Source organism: Pseudomonas khorasanensis, from assembly GCF_014268505.2.
Lineage (GTDB): Bacteria > Pseudomonadota > Gammaproteobacteria > Pseudomonadales > Pseudomonadaceae > Aquipseudomonas > Aquipseudomonas khorasanensis.
This window is the reverse complement of sequence record NZ_JABWQP020000010.1, coordinates 73,487-92,154: the sequence shown is the minus strand read 5'-3', so window position 1 is coordinate 92,154 and position 18,668 is coordinate 73,487. Positions and strand designations below refer to the sequence as shown.

At 59.0% G+C, this 18,668-nt stretch carries 16 protein-coding genes; 7 read left to right on the top strand and 9 right to left on the bottom strand.

Features of this window, described 5'->3' with window-relative positions; all coding sequences use genetic code 11:
* Window positions 1-16 precede the first annotated feature (16 nt).
* Entirely contained in the window at window positions 17-1,330 is a 1,314-nt protein-coding gene (locus HU727_RS19415) for an ATP-binding protein (RefSeq protein ID WP_186533830.1), read from the top strand.
* Window positions 1,331-1,418: 88 nt separating this feature from the next.
* On the opposite strand, the gene rimK is transcribed toward HU727_RS19415, so the two are convergent.
* Genes rimK through rimA form a run of 3 tightly spaced genes read right to left on the bottom strand, consistent with a single transcriptional unit; the run spans window position 1,419 to window position 3,596 of the window.
* Window positions 1,419-2,324, bottom strand: coding sequence for a 30S ribosomal protein S6--L-glutamate ligase (gene rimK / locus HU727_RS19410; protein WP_186533829.1), 906 nt, complete (start codon window positions 2,322-2,324; stop codon window positions 1,419-1,421).
* On the bottom strand, window positions 2,321-2,800 hold the full coding sequence (gene rimB / locus HU727_RS19405; protein WP_496197704.1) for a retropepsin-like aspartic endopeptidase RimB: 480 nt from the start codon (window positions 2,798-2,800) through the stop codon (window positions 2,321-2,323). The genes rimK and rimB overlap by 4 nt, the downstream gene beginning before the upstream one ends.
* A 16-nt stretch (window positions 2,801-2,816) precedes the next feature.
* Complete coding sequence (gene rimA, locus HU727_RS19400; protein ID WP_186533828.1) at window positions 2,817-3,596, bottom strand: S6 modification regulatory phosphodiesterase RimA; 780 nt, start codon at window positions 3,594-3,596, stop codon at window positions 2,817-2,819.
* A gap of 116 nt (window positions 3,597-3,712) precedes the next feature.
* Between rimA and HU727_RS19395 the strand changes: the two genes are divergently transcribed.
* Window positions 3,713-4,120, top strand: coding sequence for an RNA-binding S4 domain-containing protein (locus tag HU727_RS19395; protein ID WP_186533827.1), 408 nt, complete (start codon window positions 3,713-3,715; stop codon window positions 4,118-4,120).
* A 168-nt stretch (window positions 4,121-4,288) separates the two neighbouring features.
* On the opposite strand, the gene HU727_RS19390 is transcribed toward HU727_RS19395, so the two are convergent.
* Window positions 4,289-5,092 (bottom strand): phosphatase PAP2 family protein, encoded by an 804-nt coding sequence (locus tag HU727_RS19390; protein ID WP_186533826.1) that lies wholly within the window; start codon window positions 5,090-5,092, stop codon window positions 4,289-4,291.
* Window positions 5,093-5,197: 105 nt separating this feature from the next.
* Here HU727_RS19390 and hslO point away from each other — a divergent pair, with 105 nt between their 5' ends.
* Entirely contained in the window at window positions 5,198-6,100 is a 903-nt protein-coding gene (gene hslO, locus HU727_RS19385; protein ID WP_186533825.1) for an Hsp33 family molecular chaperone HslO, read from the top strand.
* 181 nt (window positions 6,101-6,281) lie between these two features.
* The gene (locus HU727_RS19380; RefSeq protein WP_186533824.1) at window positions 6,282-7,823 is read left to right on the top strand and encodes a phosphoenolpyruvate carboxykinase; all 1,542 of its coding nucleotides are present in this window, start codon (window positions 6,282-6,284) and stop codon (window positions 7,821-7,823) included.
* Window positions 7,824-7,940: 117 nt separating this feature from the next.
* Here HU727_RS19380 and HU727_RS19375 read toward each other — a convergent pair whose 3' ends face one another.
* On the bottom strand, window positions 7,941-9,068 hold the full coding sequence (locus tag HU727_RS19375) for a hypothetical protein (RefSeq protein WP_186533823.1): 1,128 nt from the start codon (window positions 9,066-9,068) through the stop codon (window positions 7,941-7,943).
* A gap of 673 nt (window positions 9,069-9,741) precedes the next feature.
* Between HU727_RS19375 and HU727_RS19370 the strand changes: the two genes are divergently transcribed.
* The 3 genes from HU727_RS19370 (at window position 9,742) to HU727_RS19360 (ending at window position 13,568) form a co-directional block, all read left to right on the top strand.
* Window positions 9,742-11,709 (top strand): RecQ family ATP-dependent DNA helicase, encoded by a 1,968-nt coding sequence (locus HU727_RS19370; protein WP_186533822.1) that lies wholly within the window; start codon window positions 9,742-9,744, stop codon window positions 11,707-11,709.
* Between the two features lie 69 nt (window positions 11,710-11,778).
* A complete protein-coding gene (locus HU727_RS19365; protein WP_186533821.1) occupies window positions 11,779-13,005 on the top strand; it encodes a 3-hydroxyacyl-CoA dehydrogenase in 1,227 nt (408 codons plus the stop codon).
* 131 nt (window positions 13,006-13,136) lie between these two features.
* On the top strand, window positions 13,137-13,568 hold the full coding sequence (locus HU727_RS19360; RefSeq protein ID WP_186533820.1) for an acyl-CoA thioesterase: 432 nt from the start codon (window positions 13,137-13,139) through the stop codon (window positions 13,566-13,568).
* 50 nt (window positions 13,569-13,618) lie between these two features.
* Here HU727_RS19360 and HU727_RS19355 read toward each other — a convergent pair whose 3' ends face one another.
* The 4 genes from HU727_RS19355 to HU727_RS19340 form a co-directional block, all read right to left on the bottom strand.
* Entirely contained in the window at window positions 13,619-14,101 is a 483-nt protein-coding gene (locus tag HU727_RS19355) for a glycine zipper domain-containing protein (RefSeq protein WP_186533819.1), read from the bottom strand.
* A gap of 293 nt (window positions 14,102-14,394) precedes the next feature.
* Window positions 14,395-16,743 carry an FdhF/YdeP family oxidoreductase gene (locus HU727_RS19350; RefSeq protein WP_186533818.1) on the bottom strand — a complete coding sequence of 783 codons (2,349 nt, stop codon included), beginning with the start codon at window positions 16,741-16,743 and terminating at the stop codon, window positions 14,395-14,397.
* Window positions 16,740-17,579 (bottom strand): formate dehydrogenase accessory sulfurtransferase FdhD, encoded by an 840-nt coding sequence (fdhD, locus tag HU727_RS19345; protein ID WP_186533817.1) that lies wholly within the window; start codon window positions 17,577-17,579, stop codon window positions 16,740-16,742. The genes HU727_RS19350 and fdhD overlap by 4 nt, the downstream gene beginning before the upstream one ends.
* Before the next feature lie 92 nt (window positions 17,580-17,671).
* A complete protein-coding gene (locus HU727_RS19340) occupies window positions 17,672-18,559 on the bottom strand; it encodes a LysR family transcriptional regulator (protein WP_186533816.1) in 888 nt (295 codons plus the stop codon).
* Window positions 18,560-18,668: the final 109 nt, after the last annotated feature.

Genomic DNA, 18,668 nt, shown 5'->3' with positions numbered 1-18,668 from the left:
TGTGTAGCGGTTAAAGATGAAAACCCCCGTCTGGTTCCCCCAAAGCTTTTTCTCCCGCACCCTCTGGCTGGTGCTCATCGTCGTGCTGTTTTCCAAAGCGCTGACCCTGGTTTATCTGTTGATGAACGAGGACGTGCTGGTGGATCGCCAATACAGCCACGGCGTCGCCCTGACGCTGCGCGCCTATTGGGCTGCCGACGAAGAAAACCGCACGAAGATCGCCGATGCCGCGTCCCTGATTCGCGTGGTCGGCGCCGGCGTGCCGGAAGGCGAACAGCACTGGCCATACAGCGAGATCTACCAGCGCCAGATGCAGGCGGAACTGGGTGCCGACACCGAGGTGCGTTTGCGCATGCACTCGCCACCCGCACTGTGGGTGAGGGCGCCAAGTCTGGGCGATGGCTGGCTGAAAGTGCCGCTGTATCCCCACCCTTTGCGCGGCCAGAAAATCTGGAACGTGCTGGGCTGGTTCCTCGCAATCGGGCTGCTGTCGACGGCGTCGGCATGGATATTCGTCAGCCAGCTCAACCAGCCGCTGAAGCGTCTGGTCTATGCGGCGCGGCAACTCGGTCAGGGCCGCAGCGTGCGCCTGCCGATCAGCGACACGCCAAGCGAAATGACCGAGGTTTACCGCGCGTTCAACCAGATGGCTGAGGACGTCGAACAGGCCGGGCGCGAGCGGGAGCTGATGCTGGCGGGCGTGTCCCACGACTTGCGCACGCCGTTGACGCGCTTGCGCCTGTCGCTGGAGCTGATGGGCGATCACACCGACCTCACCGACGACATGGTTCGTGACATTGAAGACATGGACGCGATTCTCGACCAGTTCCTCGCGTTCATTCGCGACGGTCGCGACGAGTCCGTGGAAGAAGTCGACCTCAGCGACCTGGTTCGTGAAGTGGCCGCACCGTACAACCAGAACGAAGAGAAAGTGCGCTTGCGCCTGGAGCCGATCCAGCCGTTCCCGCTGCGTCGGGTGTCGATGAAACGCCTGCTGAACAACCTGATCGGCAACGCGTTGAACCATGCCGGCACGGGCGTTGAAGTCGCGGCCTATGTCTCAGGGGATACGAGTGCGCCTTACGTGGTGCTGAGTGTGATGGATCGTGGTGCAGGGATCGATCCGTCCGAGCTGGAAGCGATTTTCAACCCGTTTACCCGGGGTGACAGGGCTCGGGGTGGGAAGGGCACCGGACTGGGGCTGGCAATTGTGAAAAGGATTGCGGCGATGCATGGCGGCAATGTCGAGTTGCGCAATCGATCGGGTGGCGGGCTTGAGGCACGGGTCAAATTGCCGCTTGGGTTGATGCTGCCGCGGGATGCCGTTTAACGGTTAAAAAAGATCGCAGCCTTCGGCAGCGCCTACAGGAAACGCATTCCCATGTAGGCGCTGCCGAAGGCTGCGATCTTTTACTTTTTTAGCCTTTGCCTTTGGTACGGGTCATGTTCGGCCCGCCATTCTTCTCAAGATGCTCGATGATGATCCCCGCCACGTTCTTGCCCGTGGTGGTCTCGATCCCTTCCAGCCCCGGCGACGAATTCACTTCCATCACCAGCGGCCCGTGGTTAGAGCGCAGGATGTCCACGCCCGCGACTGCCAGCCCCATGACTTTCGCGGCGCGTAATGCGGTCATGCGTTCTTCCGGAGTGATTTTGATCAGGCTGGCGCTGCCGCCTCGGTGCAGGTTGGAGCGGAATTCCCCCGGCCTGGCCTGGCGCTTCATCGCTGCGATCACCTTATCGCCGACCACGAAGCAGCGGATGTCCGCGCCGCCGGCTTCCTTGATGTACTCCTGAACCATGATGTTCTGCTTCAGGCCCATGAACGCTTCGATCACCGACTCAGCCGCTGTCGCGGTTTCGCACAGCACGACGCCGATGCCTTGAGTGCCTTCCAGCACCTTGATCACCAGCGGTGCGCCGTTGACCATGGCGATCAGGTCGGGAATGTCGTCCGGCGAGTGCGCAAACCCGGTGACCGGCAAGCCAATCCCGCGACGCGAGAGCAATTGCAGCGAACGTAATTTATCCCGCGAACGGGCGATGGCCACCGACTCGTTGAGCGGAAAAACCCCCATCATTTCAAACTGACGCAACACCGCGCAGCCGTAGAACGTCACCGACGCGCCGATTCGCGGGATCACCGCGTCGAAACCTTCCAGCGGTTTGCCGCGGTAATGGATCTGCGGCTTGTGGCTGGCAATGTTCATGTAGGCGCGCAAGGTATCGATCACCACCATTTCATGCCCGCGCTCGGTTCCGGCTTCGACCAGACGGCGGGTGGAATACAGACGCGGATTACGCGACAGCACAGCGATCTTCATGCAACACCTGTGGAGGAGGTAGATACCGGGAACACCGGCTTGTCTTGTACATATTTGATGCCGGGATTGACCACCAGTTGGCCGTCGATCAAGGCTTTGGAACCGAGCAACAGGCGATAGCGCATGGACTTGCGGCAGGCGAGAGTGAATTCCACCGGCCAGACCCGATCGCCAAGCGCCAGGGTGGTGCTGATCACATAGCGCTCCTGAGCGTGGCCGTTTGAGCTCTTGATAGTCTTGCGAGTCACCAGCGGCGCCTCGCAACGGCGGTGACGCAACTGCACCACCGTGCCCAGATGTGCGGTGAAGCGTACCCACTTCTCGCCGTCGCGTTCGAACGGTTCGATATCCGTGGCGTGCAGGCTGGAAGTGCTGGCGCCGGTGTCGATTTTTGCGCGCAGGCCCGCGACTCCCAGACCCGGAAGCGCCACCCACTCGCGTAGACCGACAACGGTCAGATGATCAAATGTCTTCAATGAAAAAAACCAACGGTTAACGCGCCCATGCCTCGATTGGCACGGGTGCCAACGCTTTGAATGCAGGTTTGGCGAACCAGTAACCCTGCATCAGAAAGATTCCACAGTCCGCCAGGAAATCCCGCTCTCCGGCGCTTTCGATGCCTTCGGCAATGACTGTAACGTTCAACTCCGCACAGATTGTGACAATCCCCCGGACGATCACCTGACGGACACGGTCTTGATCGACATCGCGGATCAGCGCCATGTCGAGTTTGATCAGATCCGGTTGGAAATCAGCCAGCAGATTGAGCCCCGAATAACCGGCACCGAAGTCATCGATGGCGGTCTTGAAGCCGAATTCGCGGTATTCACGCAGAATATTGGTCAAATGGCGATAATTATCTACGTGCTCGCTTTCCAGGGTTTCGAAAATCAGTCGCTCAACCGGGAAGTTGTATTTCTGTGCTGCCTCCAGAGTGCTACGAATGCATAACTCTGGACGGTAGACGGCATTGGGCAAAAAGTTGATCGACAAGTGTGTCTGCATATTCAGACTGGCCGCGCCTTCGATGGCGCGGGTCCGGCAGAGCTGGTCGAAACGGTAGCGATTGTCTTCTGTAACCTGATTTAACACGGACAATGCACCTTCGCCTCCCATCCCTCGAACCAGCGCTTCATGAGCAAATACAGACTGGTCGCGCAGGTCGACAATCGGTTGGTAGGCGAAGGCAAAGTCGAAGTCCAGCGGCTCGCTTTGCTGGCAGCCCTGGCAACCGACCTTGGGAGAGGTCAATGAAGACGGAAATTTTGTCACACGATCACTCCATGCCGGTCAGCCGGCGAAGATCACAGTCTATCTGGAGGGCCGAGTTCTTGCGCCCGACAGAAACGGTAGTACAGTTCCGACTACTGGCTGAACGAGGAATTCATATGGCGCAAAAACAGGAAGAGGACGACAAGGTTCGTCTCGATAAATGGTTGTGGGCCGCGCGTTTTTATAAAACACGTGCGTTGGCCAAGGCCGCGATCGAGAGTGGCAAGGTTCACTGTCGCGGTGAGCGTTGCAAACCCGGCAAAGAACCGCGAATTGGCGATGAGTTTGAGATTCGCACAGGCTTTGAAGTGAGAACGATCAGAGTCGAAGCCTTGTCGATCGTGCGCAGGGGCGCGCCCGAGGCGCAGACGCTGTACAGCGAGACCGAGGCCAGTATCGCCAAGCGCGAAGCGGCTGCGGCGATGCGCAAGGCCGGAGCGTTGGGCGTGAGCACCGATGGCAAGCCGAGCAAGAAGCAGCGTCGGGATCTGTTCAAGTTTCGTGGCGCTAGCCACGACGAATAGGTTGCGCTGAACATCGATTGTGGCGAGGGTGCTTGCTCCCGCTGGCGGCCGAAGAGCGCCCTCTACGGTCGATCGAGTATTTCGAAATACATCCGCATCGACAGGCATAGCGACTGCTGCGCAGTCGAGCGCGAGCAAGCTCCCTCGCCACAGGTACCGCTCAAAACCTCAGTTGGCGGCAGACACCACACTCATCCGCGACACCATCGGCAACTTGCCCAGCAACGAGAAAATCGGCGCCGTCACCTTCAACCAGAAGTTGGCCGCGTGATACGCAAATGGGGTGTAGTAACCCCAGCCCAACGCCCATACCGCCAGCAATACTCCGCCGATATAATCGTCCTGGCCCCAATGTGCGCCAGCTACCAGGCGTGGCAGCATGAACAGCACTGCCAGACCCCAAACCGTCAGGAACTGGCCGACCGTGCGGCTGAACACGCCCATGAACAGTGCCCAGATCAGCAATACCGACGCGTGGTCGCCCGGAAAACTCTGGCCCGAACGGTCCTTCAGCTCCCAGGTTTTCTCCAGGTGCGGAAAGTAGTCACTGATGTGCACTGCGCCGTCCAGCACCATCGATGGGCTGTTGTGCTGCCAACCCATGCGATCGGCAAATTTGGAGAAGAGGGCGCGAATCACCACCATCAGCAGCAAAATCGAAAAAAATCCGAAAAATGCGCGGCGCACCTCGATTGCCTTGAAAACCCAGTCGCCCTTGATCAGCAACGTCAGCAGAATCAGACCCACCACAATGTCGAACGGGCGCAGACTTGCAATTGCCCAGATGTGGAGCCATATCGGGTTGCTGGCCAACGGTGAATTGAGCGAGCGGAACAGCCACTCGTCGAAAATCACACACAGCAGATTGCCCGTAGGCCATAACCAGAAAGCCAGTAGCGCCAATGGCACTACGTTGCACAGAACCAGCCGGCCGAGGTTCCACCTTGATTGGAACAAACCCGGATTGTTCATAAAATGCCTCCCATGGCTAAAGCGCCGGCGCCAAAAAAAGTGCCAGCAAGCGCAAATTTTCACGTTTTGTAACCATTTTGTCATCACATTCAGATACCCAGACCTATGACCGATCTAGCGGATACCGATTTCACTCAACGCTTCATCTTCGATGACAGCGACACCCGCGGCGAACTGGTAGCGCTGGAGCGCAGCTACGCCGAAGTCCTTGCCAAGCATCCGTACCCGGAACCGGTTGCGCAGTTGCTGGGCGAATTGATGGCTGCGGCCTCGTTGCTGGTCGGCACCCTCAAGTTCGATGGCTTGCTGATTTTGCAGGCGCGTTCCGAGGGCCCGATCCCGATGCTGATGATCGAATGTTCCAGCGAGCGCGAGATCCGAGGCCTGGCGCGTTACAACGCCGAGCAGATCGCTGCGGACGCCACCCTCGGCGACCTGATGCCGAACGGCGTTCTTGCCCTGACCGTGGACCCGACTGTGGGTCAGCGCTATCAAGGTATCGTCGACCTGGACGGCGAAACCCTGTCTGACTGCTTCACCAACTACTTCGTCATGTCGCAGCAGGTTGGCACCCGTTTCAAACTCTACGCCGACGGCCGTCGCGCCCGGGGCATGCTGCTGCAGCAACTGCCGGCCGATCGCCTGAAAGATGAGGAAGATCGCGCCGCCAGCTGGCAGCACGTCACCGCGCTGGCCAGTACCCTGGCCGCCGATGAACTGTTGAGCCTGGACAACGAAACGGTGCTGCACCGCCTCTACCATGAAGAGCAGGTTCGCCTCTTTGATGTGCAGCCTTTGCGCTTCAATTGCAGCTGTTCTCGGGAACGCTCCGGCAATGCGCTGGTCAGTCTTGGGCTGGAAGATGCGCAGGCACTGGTCGCTGAACAGGGTGGCAAAATCGAGATTGATTGCCAGTTCTGCAATGAGCGTTACGAGTTCGATGCCGCCGATATCGCTCAATTGTTCGCGGGTGCGGGCGTCGACACGCCGTCAGATACCCGGCACTAAAACGGTTCAGCGCAGGTAAATTCACTGCGTAACGACGGAATATCGCCGTTACGACGGGAGGACCCTACTCTTTTTGGGCTTTTCTGGCATAATCCGGCCCACTTTTTTCGCGGTAGTAGTGCACGACTTTCTACTACAAAACGTTTGGAGCACACTCGGCCACTGGCCGACGGGGAACCTCATGACGCAAGCCAATAACGCCGTGTACACCGATCTGAGTGTTGATGATCTGGTAAAAGAAGCCCTGAATCGCGGTGAGGGCGAGCTTGCCGATACCGGCGCTTTGGTTGTTCGCACCGGTCACCGCACCGGCCGTTCGCCAGTCGATCGTTTCATCGTTGACGAGCCTTCCACCCAGGCCGCGATCGCCTGGGGCCCGATCAACCGCAAGTTCCCGGCCGACAAGTTCGATGCCCTGTGGGCTCGCGTCGAGGCGTTCAACAACGCTCAAGAGCACTTCGTTTCCCATGTGCATGTAGGCGCGGCCGAAGATCACTACCTGGCCGTGAAAATGACTACGCAGACTGCCTGGCAGAACCTGTTCGGTCGTTGCCTGTTCATCAACCCGGCCCAGTACAACCCGGCTGGCCGTGAAGAATGGCAAGTGCTCAACGTCGCCAACTTCGAGTGTGTGCCTGAGCGTGACGGCACCAACTCCGACGGTTGCGTGATCATCAACTTCGCGCAGAAGAAAGTGCTCATTGCCGGCATGCGTTACGCCGGTGAAATGAAGAAAGCCATGTTCTCCGTGCAGAACTTCCTGCTGCCGGCCGCTGACGTGCTGCCAATGCACTGCGCTGCGAACATCGGTGAAGAAGGCGACGTGACCTTGTTCTTCGGTCTGTCGGGCACCGGCAAGACCACCCTGTCGGCCGACGAAAGCCGTTACCTGATTGGTGACGACGAACACGGCTGGGGTGAAGGCGTTGTCTTCAACATCGAAGGCGGTTGCTACGCCAAGTGCATCGACCTCTCCGAGAAGAACGAGCCGGTTATCTGGAAAGCCATCAAGCACGGGGCTGTGCTGGAAAACGTCGTGATCGACGACGCCAAGCACGCCGACTACGCCGATGTCAGCCTGACCCAGAACAGCCGCGCCGCGTATCCGCTGGAGCATGTTGCCAAGCGTTCCGAGAAGAACCTGGGCGGCGAGCCAAACGCCGTGATCTTCCTGACCTGCGACCTGACCGGCGTGCTGCCGCCAGTGTCGATCCTCAATGAAGAGCAAGCGGCCTACCACTTCCTGTCCGGTTACACCGCTCTGGTGGGCTCGACTGAAATGGGTTCGGGCAGCGGCATCAAGTCGACCTTCTCCACCTGCTTCGGCGCACCGTTCTTCCCGCGTCCGGCTGGCGAATACGCAGAGCTGCTGATCAAGCGCATCCGCGGCTTCGGTTCCAAGGTCTACCTGGTCAATACTGGCTGGACCGGCGGCGGCTACGGTGTTGGCAAGCGCTTCAACATCCCGACCACCCGCGCGGTGATCGCAGCCATTCAGAGCGGCGCGCTGATCGGCACCGAAACCGAACACCTGGACACCATCAACCTCGACGTGCCATTGGCCGTACCGGGCGTTGAAACCGGCCTGTTGAACCCACGCTACACCTGGGCTGACAAGGCGGCATACGACGAGGCCGCGAAAGCATTGGCCGGTCTGTTCATCGAGAACTTCAAGAAGTTCGAAGTGAGCGACGCGATCAAGGCTGCGGGCCCGAAGTTGTAAGACTGGGTTGTAGCGAATAAAGAACCGCCCTACGGGGCGGTTTTTTTTGAGTTGTTTCTACCTGCTTTCTTTCTCATGACCATAAGGGGTATTACCCTCGTTCGGTCGTTCCTGTCATTACGCGATATTCCGGTACGCCGCCACGTCCAGCACGCTGGTGGTCAGTCCTGAAGCCGGGGCGTAGATCGAGCCTTTAACGGCCGAGAACGGCACACCCTTGCTACCCAGCGATACGTAGCGCTCGCCTTGATCCAGTTCGGTGAAGTAGGTGTATGAATACTTCTCCATTGCCTTGTATTTGGCCGCGTCCTTGACGATGGTTTCGCTGTGGTTGCGCAGGTCAACGTCCGTCAGATTCAGGGTCTTGCTCAGCGGAGTGCCCCAGCGCTGCAGACATTTTTCAGCGAAGTGGCGGACGATCAGGCCGGGTTCTGCCAGCACTTTGGGACCGCTGTCACCATTGGCGGCGGCGTTGCCCACCAGCGTGGCGTGGCGCCCGGGCATCGGGAATATGCTGGTTTTGGTGCCGCTAACGGTTTGTGGAATGACACAGCTGAAACCCTTGGAGCGTTCGTCCCGGGCGTAGAAACCGACATACTCTTTGACGTTGGCGCCAAGTTTGACTCGTTGTTCTTGAAAGTTATTGATACCCGGCACCGGATCAATGGCGAAGATTCTAACCGGAATATTTTTCAGTGCACTGTCCGCATACATGGCATTGGCCAACATGTGGCAACTAATACCACCCCGACTCCAGCCCACCAGATTGACCTGGGTCGGGATCACGCCGCCCTTGCGGAAAGTCCTGATAATTTGTTCCTGCAACGCTTGTTGAGTGACGCTGCGATCACCATAGTTATACTTGCGCCATAACCACGACCCTTCAACTTTTACATCTTCGATAGGGATGCCAGCGGCTTTCAGTCGGTTGTATTCAACTTCAGTCAGTTGTTCACGTTGCCAATCACACTTGCCTTTGATGATGTTCGCTGCGTGGTTGACGTTTTCTTCCCAGCCTTTGCCGAACAGCGTACCGCTGAGGCCATAATCGCGAGATTTGGTAAACAATTCATCGGCTTGCAGGTTACCGCTGCCCGGCCCGTCGATGACGATCCAATCGGCGAACTCCCGACCGGTATGGTGTGAAGCCAGGGTCGACACCAATTCACCGTTCCAATAGTTGCCATGGTTCGTATCAAATCGGGTGGACGAAGTACCGCAAAAGAAAATGGTTACTACAGACATGTTGTTTACTCTTGTGGGTAATAGAGCAATCAACTTAGAACGGTTTGTTCACGTCGCCTAGAGTTGGGTTGTTTCGAGTCTTGTGGTTGTTGCTGTTTATTTAAAGTTTTCGATTAAGCTTCGCAAGCTTCAACGGGTCGCAATGTCTTGGGTCAACAAGTGAAGGCATTAATAATATTAGGGGTGTCCCTTGATGACAGCTGGTTGGAAGCGCTTCCAGTGGAGGGTTTGCATCGAATCATTGGCGGCACCGCGACTTTATTGGAAGTCGCGGTGCCGCCGCGCTCTTATGCGTCGGTCACACTGACGGCACTCGTTGGCGCAGAGGTCGCGAGCGTCGGGAGGTCGTCTGGAACCTGCATGCATCCGCCGAGCAACAGGGCGGTCAGGGTAAGTGCGAGGGTCAACTTGATTTTGCCGTGCATGTTCATTCCTTTGAGCGATCGTGAGCATCAGCCAACCGGGCGTGATGCGGGTCAAGCGTTGAGTGGGCGGGCACGTTATCGCGGGGCCGAGAAACACCGCGATAAACAATTCGTATCGTTTGTTTTCAGTCCGTAGCCGGCGTTGAGGGCTGTATCATCCCGTATCGATTGGACCCCCGACTTTTTCCAGACTCGCTGCAATCGCCCGCTAGGCTGTTGGCATGGCAGCAGTCAAGGAGTGACAGCGAATGCACAACACCCTGGAACAGGTTTTTGGTTTCTCACATTTTCGCCCGGGACAAGAGCCTGCGATCAGTGCAGTCCTGGCCGGCCGCTCGGCCGCGGCGATCTTTCCCACAGGTTCCGGCAAGTCCCTTTGCTACCAGCTGCCGGCGCTGATGCTGCCGAATCTGACGCTGGTGGTTTCGCCATTGCTGGCCTTGATGCAGGATCAATTGGCGTTCCTGCAACGTCACGGCATTCCGGCGGGCAGCATTGACTCGGCGCAGGGCCGCGATGACGCCAATGACGTGATGGCCCGGGCCCGTTCGGGCGAACTGAAGATTCTGATGATCTCTGTGGAGCGACTCAAGAACGAACGCTTCCGCAATTTTCTGCAGCAGGTGCCGATCTCGTTACTGGTCGTGGATGAAGCACACTGCATCTCGGAATGGGGGCACAATTTCCGCCCCGATTACCTCAAGCTGCCGGACTATCAGCGCCAGTTCAACATCCCCCAAACCTTATTGCTGACCGCTACCGCGACGCCCAAAGTCATCGCCGACATGCAGACCCGATTCGCCATCGATCCCGACGACGTGGTAACCACGGGTTTCTATCGGCCGAACCTCAACCTGCTGGTGGAGCCGGTACGCGGGCCGGACAAACGTCGACGTCTGGTGGAGTGGATCAACGAGCGCCCAGGCCAGCCTGGCATCGTCTATGTCACGTTGCAGAAGACCGCCGAACACATTGCCGAACACCTGGAGCGCAACGGTATTCAGGCCGAGGCCTATCACGCCGGCTTGCCTCATGAAAAACGCGAGTCAATCCAGAAACGCTTCATGGCCGGACAGTCCAATTGCATCGTTGCCACCATCGCTTTCGGCATGGGCATCGACAAGAGCGACATCCGTTACGTCGCGCATTTCGATCTGCCCAAATCCATCGAAAACTACAGCCAGGAAATAGGCCGCGCGGGGCGCGACGGGCAGCCATCGGATTGTCTGGTACTGGCCAACCGGGATAGCCTCAACGTACTGGAAAACTTCGTCTACGGAGACACCCCTGAGCGCGACGGCATTCGCTGCGTCCTTGAGGAATTGAAGGACTCTGTCCCGCAAGGGCAATGGGAGTTTTTGCTCGGGCCGCTGGCCGACCAGAGCAACATCCGTGCGTTGCCGTTGAAGACGTTGCTCGTGCAACTGGAGCTGCGAGGTTTGATCGCGCCTCGTTATGCTTATTACGCCGAGTACCGCTTCAAATATCTGTTGGAACCCGAGGCGTTGCTTCAGCGCTTCGAGGGTGAACGCAGGGATTTTGTGGCGGCGATCATTCACACCTCCAAACGCGCACGAACCTGGGCGACGGTCGATTTTGACGCGATGTATACGCACTATTCGGCCGACCGGAACCGGGTGGTGAAAGCACTGGATTACTTCCAGGAGAAAGGTTGGGTCGAGCTCGAAAGCAAACAGATGACCGACGTCTACAGCGTACTGCGCAGTGATTTTGACATTGGTGTTTTGAGCACCGAGTTGTACGACTACTTTGCCCGTCACGAGCAGGCTGAAGTGGCGCGGATCCACGCAATGCTTGAGTTGTTCGCAACTGAGCAATGCCTTGGCTATCGATTGGCGGAATATTTCGGCGACCACAATGCGCCGCAGCGTTGCGGGCATTGCTCGGTGTGCCACGGACATGTCGCTCGCCTGCCCGCCCCTCCCGAACTGCCGGCGCTTGTGGGTAAAGATTTCTCGGCGCTGTGCGGTGATTTTATCCACAAGCATGAGCAACACACAGGCAGCGCGCCGACGGCGGAACGGCTGACACGGTTTCTCTGCGCAATCAGCGTGCCGCTGTTCACCAAGCTCAAGGCACGGACGATTTCCGGGTATGCGGCGCTGGAGGAATATCCGTACGCACAAGTTCGTCATTGGGCTCAGGAGCATCTCGCCGCGGTGTATTCACCCGCTGAATATCCGCCATCACGGTAATAAACTTCTAAAAACATCGCCGGCTGACTATGGTGAAAGCCGTCTTTGGGTCGCCTACAAGAGAACAACATGAGCCAGACTTTCTTCGATATTCAGCAGGCCGCAGTGATCGGTGCGGGCACCATGGGGCGGGGCATCGTGATGTGCCTGGCCAACGCCGGCGTGATGGTGAAGTGGGTGGATAACAATCCACAGATGCTCGAACAGGCGCTCGCCGCGGTGGCGGACACTTATGCACATAACGTGCGGCAAGGACGAATTGATCAGCCTGAGGCTGATGCGCGACTTGCCCGGATCAGCGCAGCGCCGGACTACGCGGCGATCCGTGACGTCGATCTGGTCATCGAAGCGGTCTACGAAAACCTTGAGCTCAAGCAAAGAATCTTCCGCGAGCTGGATGGATTGCTGAAGCCGCAAGCATTGTTGGCGAGTAACACGTCGGCACTGGATATCGACGCCATTGCTGCTGCTACCCGACGACCGACGCAAGTGCTGGGCCTGCACTTCTTCAGCCCTGCGCACATCATGAAACTGCTGGAGATCGTGCGTGGGGCGCAGACCTCGCCGGCCGCGCTCGACGCTGCGCTGGCCTTGGGCAAACGCATGGGCAAGGTCAGCGTGGTCTCTGGTAACTGTCATGGTTTTATCGGCAACCGCATGCTGCATCCGTATGTGCTGGAAGCGCGCAAGATGCTGCTTGAAGGCGCTTATCCACAGCAGGTTGATGCCGCGTTGCAGGGGTTCGGTTTCGCCATGGGGCCATTTCGCATGTATGACGTGGTGGGTATCGACCTGGAATGGCGGGCGCGCGAGTTGGCGGGCAAGGGGCAGGATGCACCGGAGGTTCAGGTGGATAACCGTTTGTGTGAAATCGGGCGGTTCGGCCAGAAGTCCGGTAATGGTTACTACCACTACGAGCCGGGCAGCCGTCAGGCCGAACATGATCCAGAGGTCGACGCGCTGGTGCTGCGGGTCAGTGAAGAGCTGGGCTTCCAGCGGCGCGAGATTGGCCCTGAGGAAATCCTTGAGCGCTGTCTGCTTGCGCTGGTCAATGAGGGGGCGAAGATTCTTCAGGAAGGTATTGCCGGGTCGGCCCATGACATCGATCTGGTGTACTTGAATGGCTATGGGTTTCCCGCGGACAAGGGTGGGCCGATGGCCTGGGCGGATCAGCAAGGGCTGGCGGATATTCATCAGCGCTTGCTCGCACTGGAGACGCGGCAGGGCGATCAATGGAAGCCTGCGCGGCTGATTGGTGAGCTGGCGGCTCAAGGGAAAGGATTTGCAGACCGTTAACATGGGTCGGCTCTGCCGAAGCCTTCGCAAGCAGGCTCGCTCCACACCGTGAACATTTTCAAAAGTGGGAGCGAGCCTGCTCGCGAAGACCGCGGCACACTTGATATTAAATACCCAGGAATCGCTGACCGATGCCCAACCCGACACCCCAACGCACCGACTACCCGCACTTCCAGCCGATCACCACGCGCTGGCATGACAACGACGCCTACGGCCATGTCAACAATGTCACCTATTACAGCTTCTTCGACACGGCGGTGAACACCTACCTGATTCAAGTGGGAGGGTTGGATATCCATGACGGCGATGTGGTGGGATTCGTGGTCAGTTCGGCCTGCGATTACTTTGCTTCGATCGCTTTTCCGGATCTGATCGAGATCGGTTTGCGGGTCGGCAAGTTGGGTAACAGCTCTGTGCAATACGAACTGGCTGTCTTCAAGGTGGGCGAAAGCGAGGCGTGTGCGGCGGGGCGGTTCGTGCATGTGTTTGTGGATCGGGCGAGCAATCAGCCTGTGCCGATTCCTGCGGGGTTGCGCGGGGCGCTGGAACGGCTGGTTATCTAGACAAAAAAAATCGCAGCCCTGGAGCTGCGATTTCTATTCAAGCCTTCACCTTAGTCGTGACGATAGTGCTTGTGCTTGCGGTGACCGTAGGCATGGCCGCGACCGGGGTGACCACGGTCACGATAGTAACGACGATCATCATAACGACGGTCGTAACGACGATCATCATCGTCGCTCTTGTTGCCCATGTAGTTACCCAGCGCGCCACCCGCGCCGCCACCTGCTGCGGAGCCGATCAGGCTGCCGGTGGTGCCGCCCAGGCTGCGGCCAACCACGTTACCGCCGGCTGCGCCCAGCGCGCCGCCGATGGCCGCTTCGCCACGGCTGCGTTTGTCTGCGCCGACTGCGCTACCGCCCGCGCCGCCCAGGGCTGCGCCGATGGTGGAACCTGTGTTGCCGCCTAACGATTGACCGACGACCGAGCCAAGAACCCCGCCCAATGCGCCGCCCACACCTGCTTCGGTGGTGCCTCCGGCAGAAGCGAAGCCACTGACCAGGCCAAGGGACAACAAGAGAATCGAGGAGAACTTCATAGAGGATGAGCCTCAAAGGGATGACGGCGCCGATCCTGAGGCTCTGGATTGGCGCTGACAATCAAAATCCGACGAATAACACGACTTGTATACAATATTCCAAGTTACTGTTTTTTCACCGGAACTTAACCGATTTTCGCCGGTCTTTAGCTACTTCGGACAGGCCGTTTTTATGCAAAAACGGCCTTTTTTGTGGGCGCTCGAAAAGCAGAAGCGAAAAGATCGCAGCCTTCGGCGGCTCCTGCAGGAGACGGTGTGGGAGCTGCCGAAGACTGCGATCTTTTGATCTTTGGTTAAGCGGTTTTAGCCATGATCAGGCCGGTATCACTTGCCGCTTCCAGCCGGATCGCAATGAACTTCGACGTTGGTGTATGGCTGCCATCCCCGGTGCTCTCCAGCGGCACCAGCGGATTTACCTCCGGATAATAAGCCGCCGCCTGCCCCGCAGGAATATCGAACGCCAGCAATGTGAAGCCCTTGACGCGACGCTCGCGGCCATCGTCCCAGAGCGACACGATGTCGGCTTTCTGCCCCGGGCGGAAGCCCAGGCGAATGATGTCCGCCTCATTCACAAACAGCACGTCACGCTGGCCCTTCACGCCGCGATAGCGGTCGTCCAGACCATAGATCGTCGTGTTGTACTGATCGTGTGAACGCATCGATTGAAGGATCAGATCCGGCACTTGCCCGGTGGCGCGAGTACGTTCGTGGATCAAGTCTTTGGGTAACTGATTCGCACGGAAATTGGCGCGGCCCGACGGCGTATTCCACTTGCGTGCACCCGCCGAGTTGCCGAGATAGAAACCGCCCGGGTTCTTGATCTTCTCGTTGAAGTCCTTGAAGTTCGGGATGGTGTCGGCAATCAGTTCACGGATGCGCCCGTAATCGGCCACCAGCCAGTTCCAGTCCACCGGTTGGCTGCCCAGTGTTGCGGCGGCAATGCCAGCGACGATCGACGGCTCCGAGCGCATCTGGTTGGACAGCGGCTGCAACTGACCGTTGGACGCATGGACCATGCTGAACGAGTCTTCCACCGTCACCGCTTGCGGGCCTTCGGTCTGGATGTCGATGTCGGTACGGCCCAGGCACGGCAGGATCAGTGCGTCCTTGCCGTGCGCCAAGTGGCTGCGGTTGAGTTTGGTGCTGATCTGTACGGTCAGGTCACAGCTGCTCAGCGCTTCGAACGTACGCGTGCTGTCCGGCGTTGCCTGGGCAAAGTTGCCGCCCAGACCGATGAAGACTTTGGCTCGGCCTTCAGCCATCGCGTGGATCGCCTCGACCACGTTATGGCCGTTGTGACGCGGCACCTTGAACTGGAAGCGACGCTCCAGCGAATCGAGGAACGCCACCGGCGGACGCTCATTGATCCCCATGGTGCGGTCGCCCTGCACGTTACTGTGACCGCGCACCGGGCACAGACCGGCGCCCGGCTTGCCAATGTTGCCGCGCAACAGCATCAGGTTGGCGATTTCCTGAATGGTCGGCACGGAATGACGATGCTGGGTGATGCCCATCGCCCAGCACATGATGACGTTCTTGCCTTTGGCATACATGCGCGCGGCTTGCTCGATCTCTACCAGCGTAAGACCCGACTGCTCGACGATTTGCTCCCACGTGGTGTCGTCAACGACGGCGAGATATTCCAGTACATTGACGCTGTGGGCATTGAGGAAATCGTGATCGAAGACCGCCGGCTCGCCAGCCTTCTGCGCATCGCGTTCCCATTGCAGGAGGAACTTGGCCATGCCGCGCAGCACCGCCATGTCGCCGCCGAGTGCCGGGCGGAAATAGGCCGTATTGGTCGGCTTGTCGCCGTTGGTGAGCATTTCGATCGGATGCTGTGGATGCTGGAAGCGCTCCAGCCCCCGCTCTTTCAGCGGATTGATGCAGACCACCTGAGCACCGCGCTTCACTGCTTCGCGCAGGGGTTCGAGCATGCGCGGATGGTTCGTGCCGGGGTTCTGGCCCCAGACGAAAATCGCGTCGGCGTGTTCGAAATCGTCGAAGGTCACAGTGCCTTTGCCGACACCGACGCTCTGCGCCAATGCCACACCGCTGGCCTCGTGGCACATGTTCGAGCAGTCAGGGAAATTGTTGGTGCCATAAGCGCGCACGAATAGCTGATACAGATACGCCGCTTCGTTGCTGGCGCGCCCCGAGGTGTAAAACTCGGCGTGATCCGGGCTCGGCAGATTGCGCAGGTGCTTGCCGATCAGGGCGAAGGCGTCTTCCCAACTGATCGGTTTGTAGCGATCGGACTCGGCGTCGTAGACCATCGGTTCGGTCAGGCGGCCCTGGTATTCAAGCCAGTAATCGCTTTGCTCAAGCAGCGAAGTCACGCTGTGTTTGGCGAAGAATTTGGCGTCCACACGGCGCTTGGTGGCTTCCCAGTTCACCGCTTTGGCACCGTTCTCACAGAACTTGACCATGCCGCTCTCCGGCGAATCGCCCCACGCGCAGCCCGGGCAGTCGAAGCCGCCGTTCTGGTTGGTCTTGAGCATCATGCGCAGGTTTTTCAGGGCGTTGTCGCTGGTCAACCACGCCTGGGCCACACTGATCAGGGCGCCCCAGCCGCCGGCGGCACCTTTGTAAGGTTTGTAGCGCGGGACAGGTTTCTGGTCGGCTTGATGATGTTGGCTCACGCTTGATTCTCCATCGCGGGGCTGTACACCCGCGGCGCACTTTTCTGCGGCAGGTGGATGAGATTGAGGTTGTGGCGCCGGGCCCATTGCACGGCAAGGCCGGTGGGTGCCGACAGGCTGACCAGGGTCTGAATGCCGGCACGCAAAACTTTCTGGATCAGTTCGAGGCTGCAACGGCTGGTGACGATCGCCAGCCCGCCTTCTGTGGATATCTTCTGGCGAATCAGACCGCCGATCAGCTTGTCGAGCGCGTTGTGCCGGCCGATGTCTTCGCGGCCCAACAGCAACTCGCCACTGGCGTTCATGAACACGGCCGCATGCACCGCGCCGCAGTGCTGGCCCAACGGCTGAAAGGCACCGATGCGCTGGCGCAAGCCATCGAGCCACTCGATCGGTGGCAACGCGGCGCCAGGCAGTACCTTGAGATTGGGCAACGCCTGTTCAACGGCTTCGACGCCGCAAAGACCGCACCCGCTGGTGCCGGCCAACTGGCGGCGCTGCTGTTTGAGGTTCCAGAACGCACGGTTGGCAATGGTCACTTGCGCGTATTGCGCCGAGCCCGCGCCGTTCAGTTTCAGGTCGTAGATATCGCTGGCGTCTTCGATGATGCCGCTGCCGAGGCTGAAGCCGACGATGAAGTCTTCAAGGTCAGTCGGCGTGACCAGCATCACCGCCTGGCTGATGCCGTTGTAGGCAATAGCCAGCGCGACTTCTTCGGCCAGCGCGGTGCTGGCCGATGCCTCGAAGGGTAGATCGCTGTAGCTGTAGGTCTGGCTGGCGGCGGGCGCGGGCGTTTCGATTGCTGGCGCCGCGCAGGCTGGGCGCTTGGCGTTCATGGCATCACCGACGGTTTGATCAGGGTTAAGACTAGGCGCGGCAAGTTGTCGCGTCTAATCGCTATTACCGATCTACCGATAGATGCCGTCGATCAAGCCTCTTTTGGCGATTTTTGATACAACGCGAAACAGGCTTCCGCCAAGGCCGAACGCGGTGCGCCCCGGCGCATGATCAGGCCCAGCGGTGCCAGCGTGCGGGCGTTTTCGATCGGTTGCAGACGCAGGTGATCGGCCAGGGTTTCCGCACCGCCGTCGAGCGGCATGATCGCGCAGCAGAAACCGCCGTGTACCGCTTGCAATAACTGGTGAACGGCATCGGTTTGCAGCAACGGCTGAGGGGTCAGGCCTCGGCTGTGAAAGTTGTGGTCGATGGACTGACGGAAATGCATTCCGCTGGTCAGCATGCACAGCGGCAGTTCGATCAGCGATTCCCAGCTCAGAGGCGCCTCGCCGAAGCTGAACGAGCGCTGATCGTAAAGCAGGCCCATGCGTGTTTCATCGAAGGCGAGGGAATCGAAACGCTCACTGTCCAGGCGCTCCAGATACGACACGCCAATGTCGATGCGGTTGTTCGCCAGATGTTCGAGCACGTGTTCTGAACTCAGCGACGACAATTCGAAGCGCAGTTCCGGGTGCGCAGCGTGTAAACGTTGCATCAACGGCAACGGGTCGAAACTCGACAGCGGCACCACGCCCAGGCGCAGCGTACCGATCAGGTTGCCGCGACACGCCGCCGCCTCGGCCTGCAAACCGTCGTAAGCCGCCAGCACCGTGCGCGCCCACGCCAGCACGCGCTCGCCGGGCGCGGTGAAGCCTTCGAAGCGCTGGCCGCGATTGACCAGCGGCAGGTCGAGTTCTTCCTCAAGACTGCGCAGGCGCATCGACAGAGTCGGCTGAGTGATATGGCAACGGGCGGCGGCCTGGCCGAAATGACGGGTTTCGTCGAGGGCGATGAGGAATTTCAGTTGCTTGATGTCCATCTTCGCTCCGAAAGGGGTGGCGGGGTGCCGCGATTCTAACGCCTGCGACGCGGCAGCGTCATTGGTCGGACTGGAACCGGGTTTGGCTTTGGTGGTCTAGGCTTTCACG

What these genes read in the sequence shown, in the direction of transcription:
- rimK (WP_186533829.1), bottom strand. Translation starts at nt 2,324, where the DNA reads ATGAAGATCGCTGTGCTGTCGCGTAATCCGCGTCTGTATTCCACCCGC.
- HU727_RS19340 (WP_186533816.1), bottom strand. Translation starts at nt 18,559, where the DNA reads ATGGACATCAAGCAACTGAAATTCCTCATCGCCCTCGACGAAACCCGT.
- HU727_RS19370 (WP_186533822.1), top strand. Translation starts at nt 9,742, where the DNA reads ATGCACAACACCCTGGAACAGGTTTTTGGTTTCTCACATTTTCGCCCG.
- HU727_RS19355 (WP_186533819.1), bottom strand. Translation starts at nt 14,101, where the DNA reads ATGAAGTTCTCCTCGATTCTCTTGTTGTCCCTTGGCCTGGTCAGTGGC.
- HU727_RS19365 (WP_186533821.1), top strand. Translation starts at nt 11,779, where the DNA reads ATGAGCCAGACTTTCTTCGATATTCAGCAGGCCGCAGTGATCGGTGCG.
- HU727_RS19380 (WP_186533824.1), top strand. Translation starts at nt 6,282, where the DNA reads ATGACGCAAGCCAATAACGCCGTGTACACCGATCTGAGTGTTGATGAT.
- fdhD (WP_186533817.1), bottom strand. Translation starts at nt 17,579, where the DNA reads ATGAACGCCAAGCGCCCAGCCTGCGCGGCGCCAGCAATCGAAACGCCC.
- HU727_RS19360 (WP_186533820.1), top strand. Translation starts at nt 13,137, where the DNA reads ATGCCCAACCCGACACCCCAACGCACCGACTACCCGCACTTCCAGCCG.
- HU727_RS19375 (WP_186533823.1), bottom strand. Translation starts at nt 9,068, where the DNA reads ATGTCTGTAGTAACCATTTTCTTTTGCGGTACTTCGTCCACCCGATTT.
- HU727_RS19395 (WP_186533827.1), top strand. Translation starts at nt 3,713, where the DNA reads ATGGCGCAAAAACAGGAAGAGGACGACAAGGTTCGTCTCGATAAATGG.
- hslO (WP_186533825.1), top strand. Translation starts at nt 5,198, where the DNA reads ATGACCGATCTAGCGGATACCGATTTCACTCAACGCTTCATCTTCGAT.
- HU727_RS19415 (WP_186533830.1), top strand. Translation starts at nt 17, where the DNA reads ATGAAAACCCCCGTCTGGTTCCCCCAAAGCTTTTTCTCCCGCACCCTC.
- HU727_RS19390 (WP_186533826.1), bottom strand. Translation starts at nt 5,092, where the DNA reads ATGAACAATCCGGGTTTGTTCCAATCAAGGTGGAACCTCGGCCGGCTG.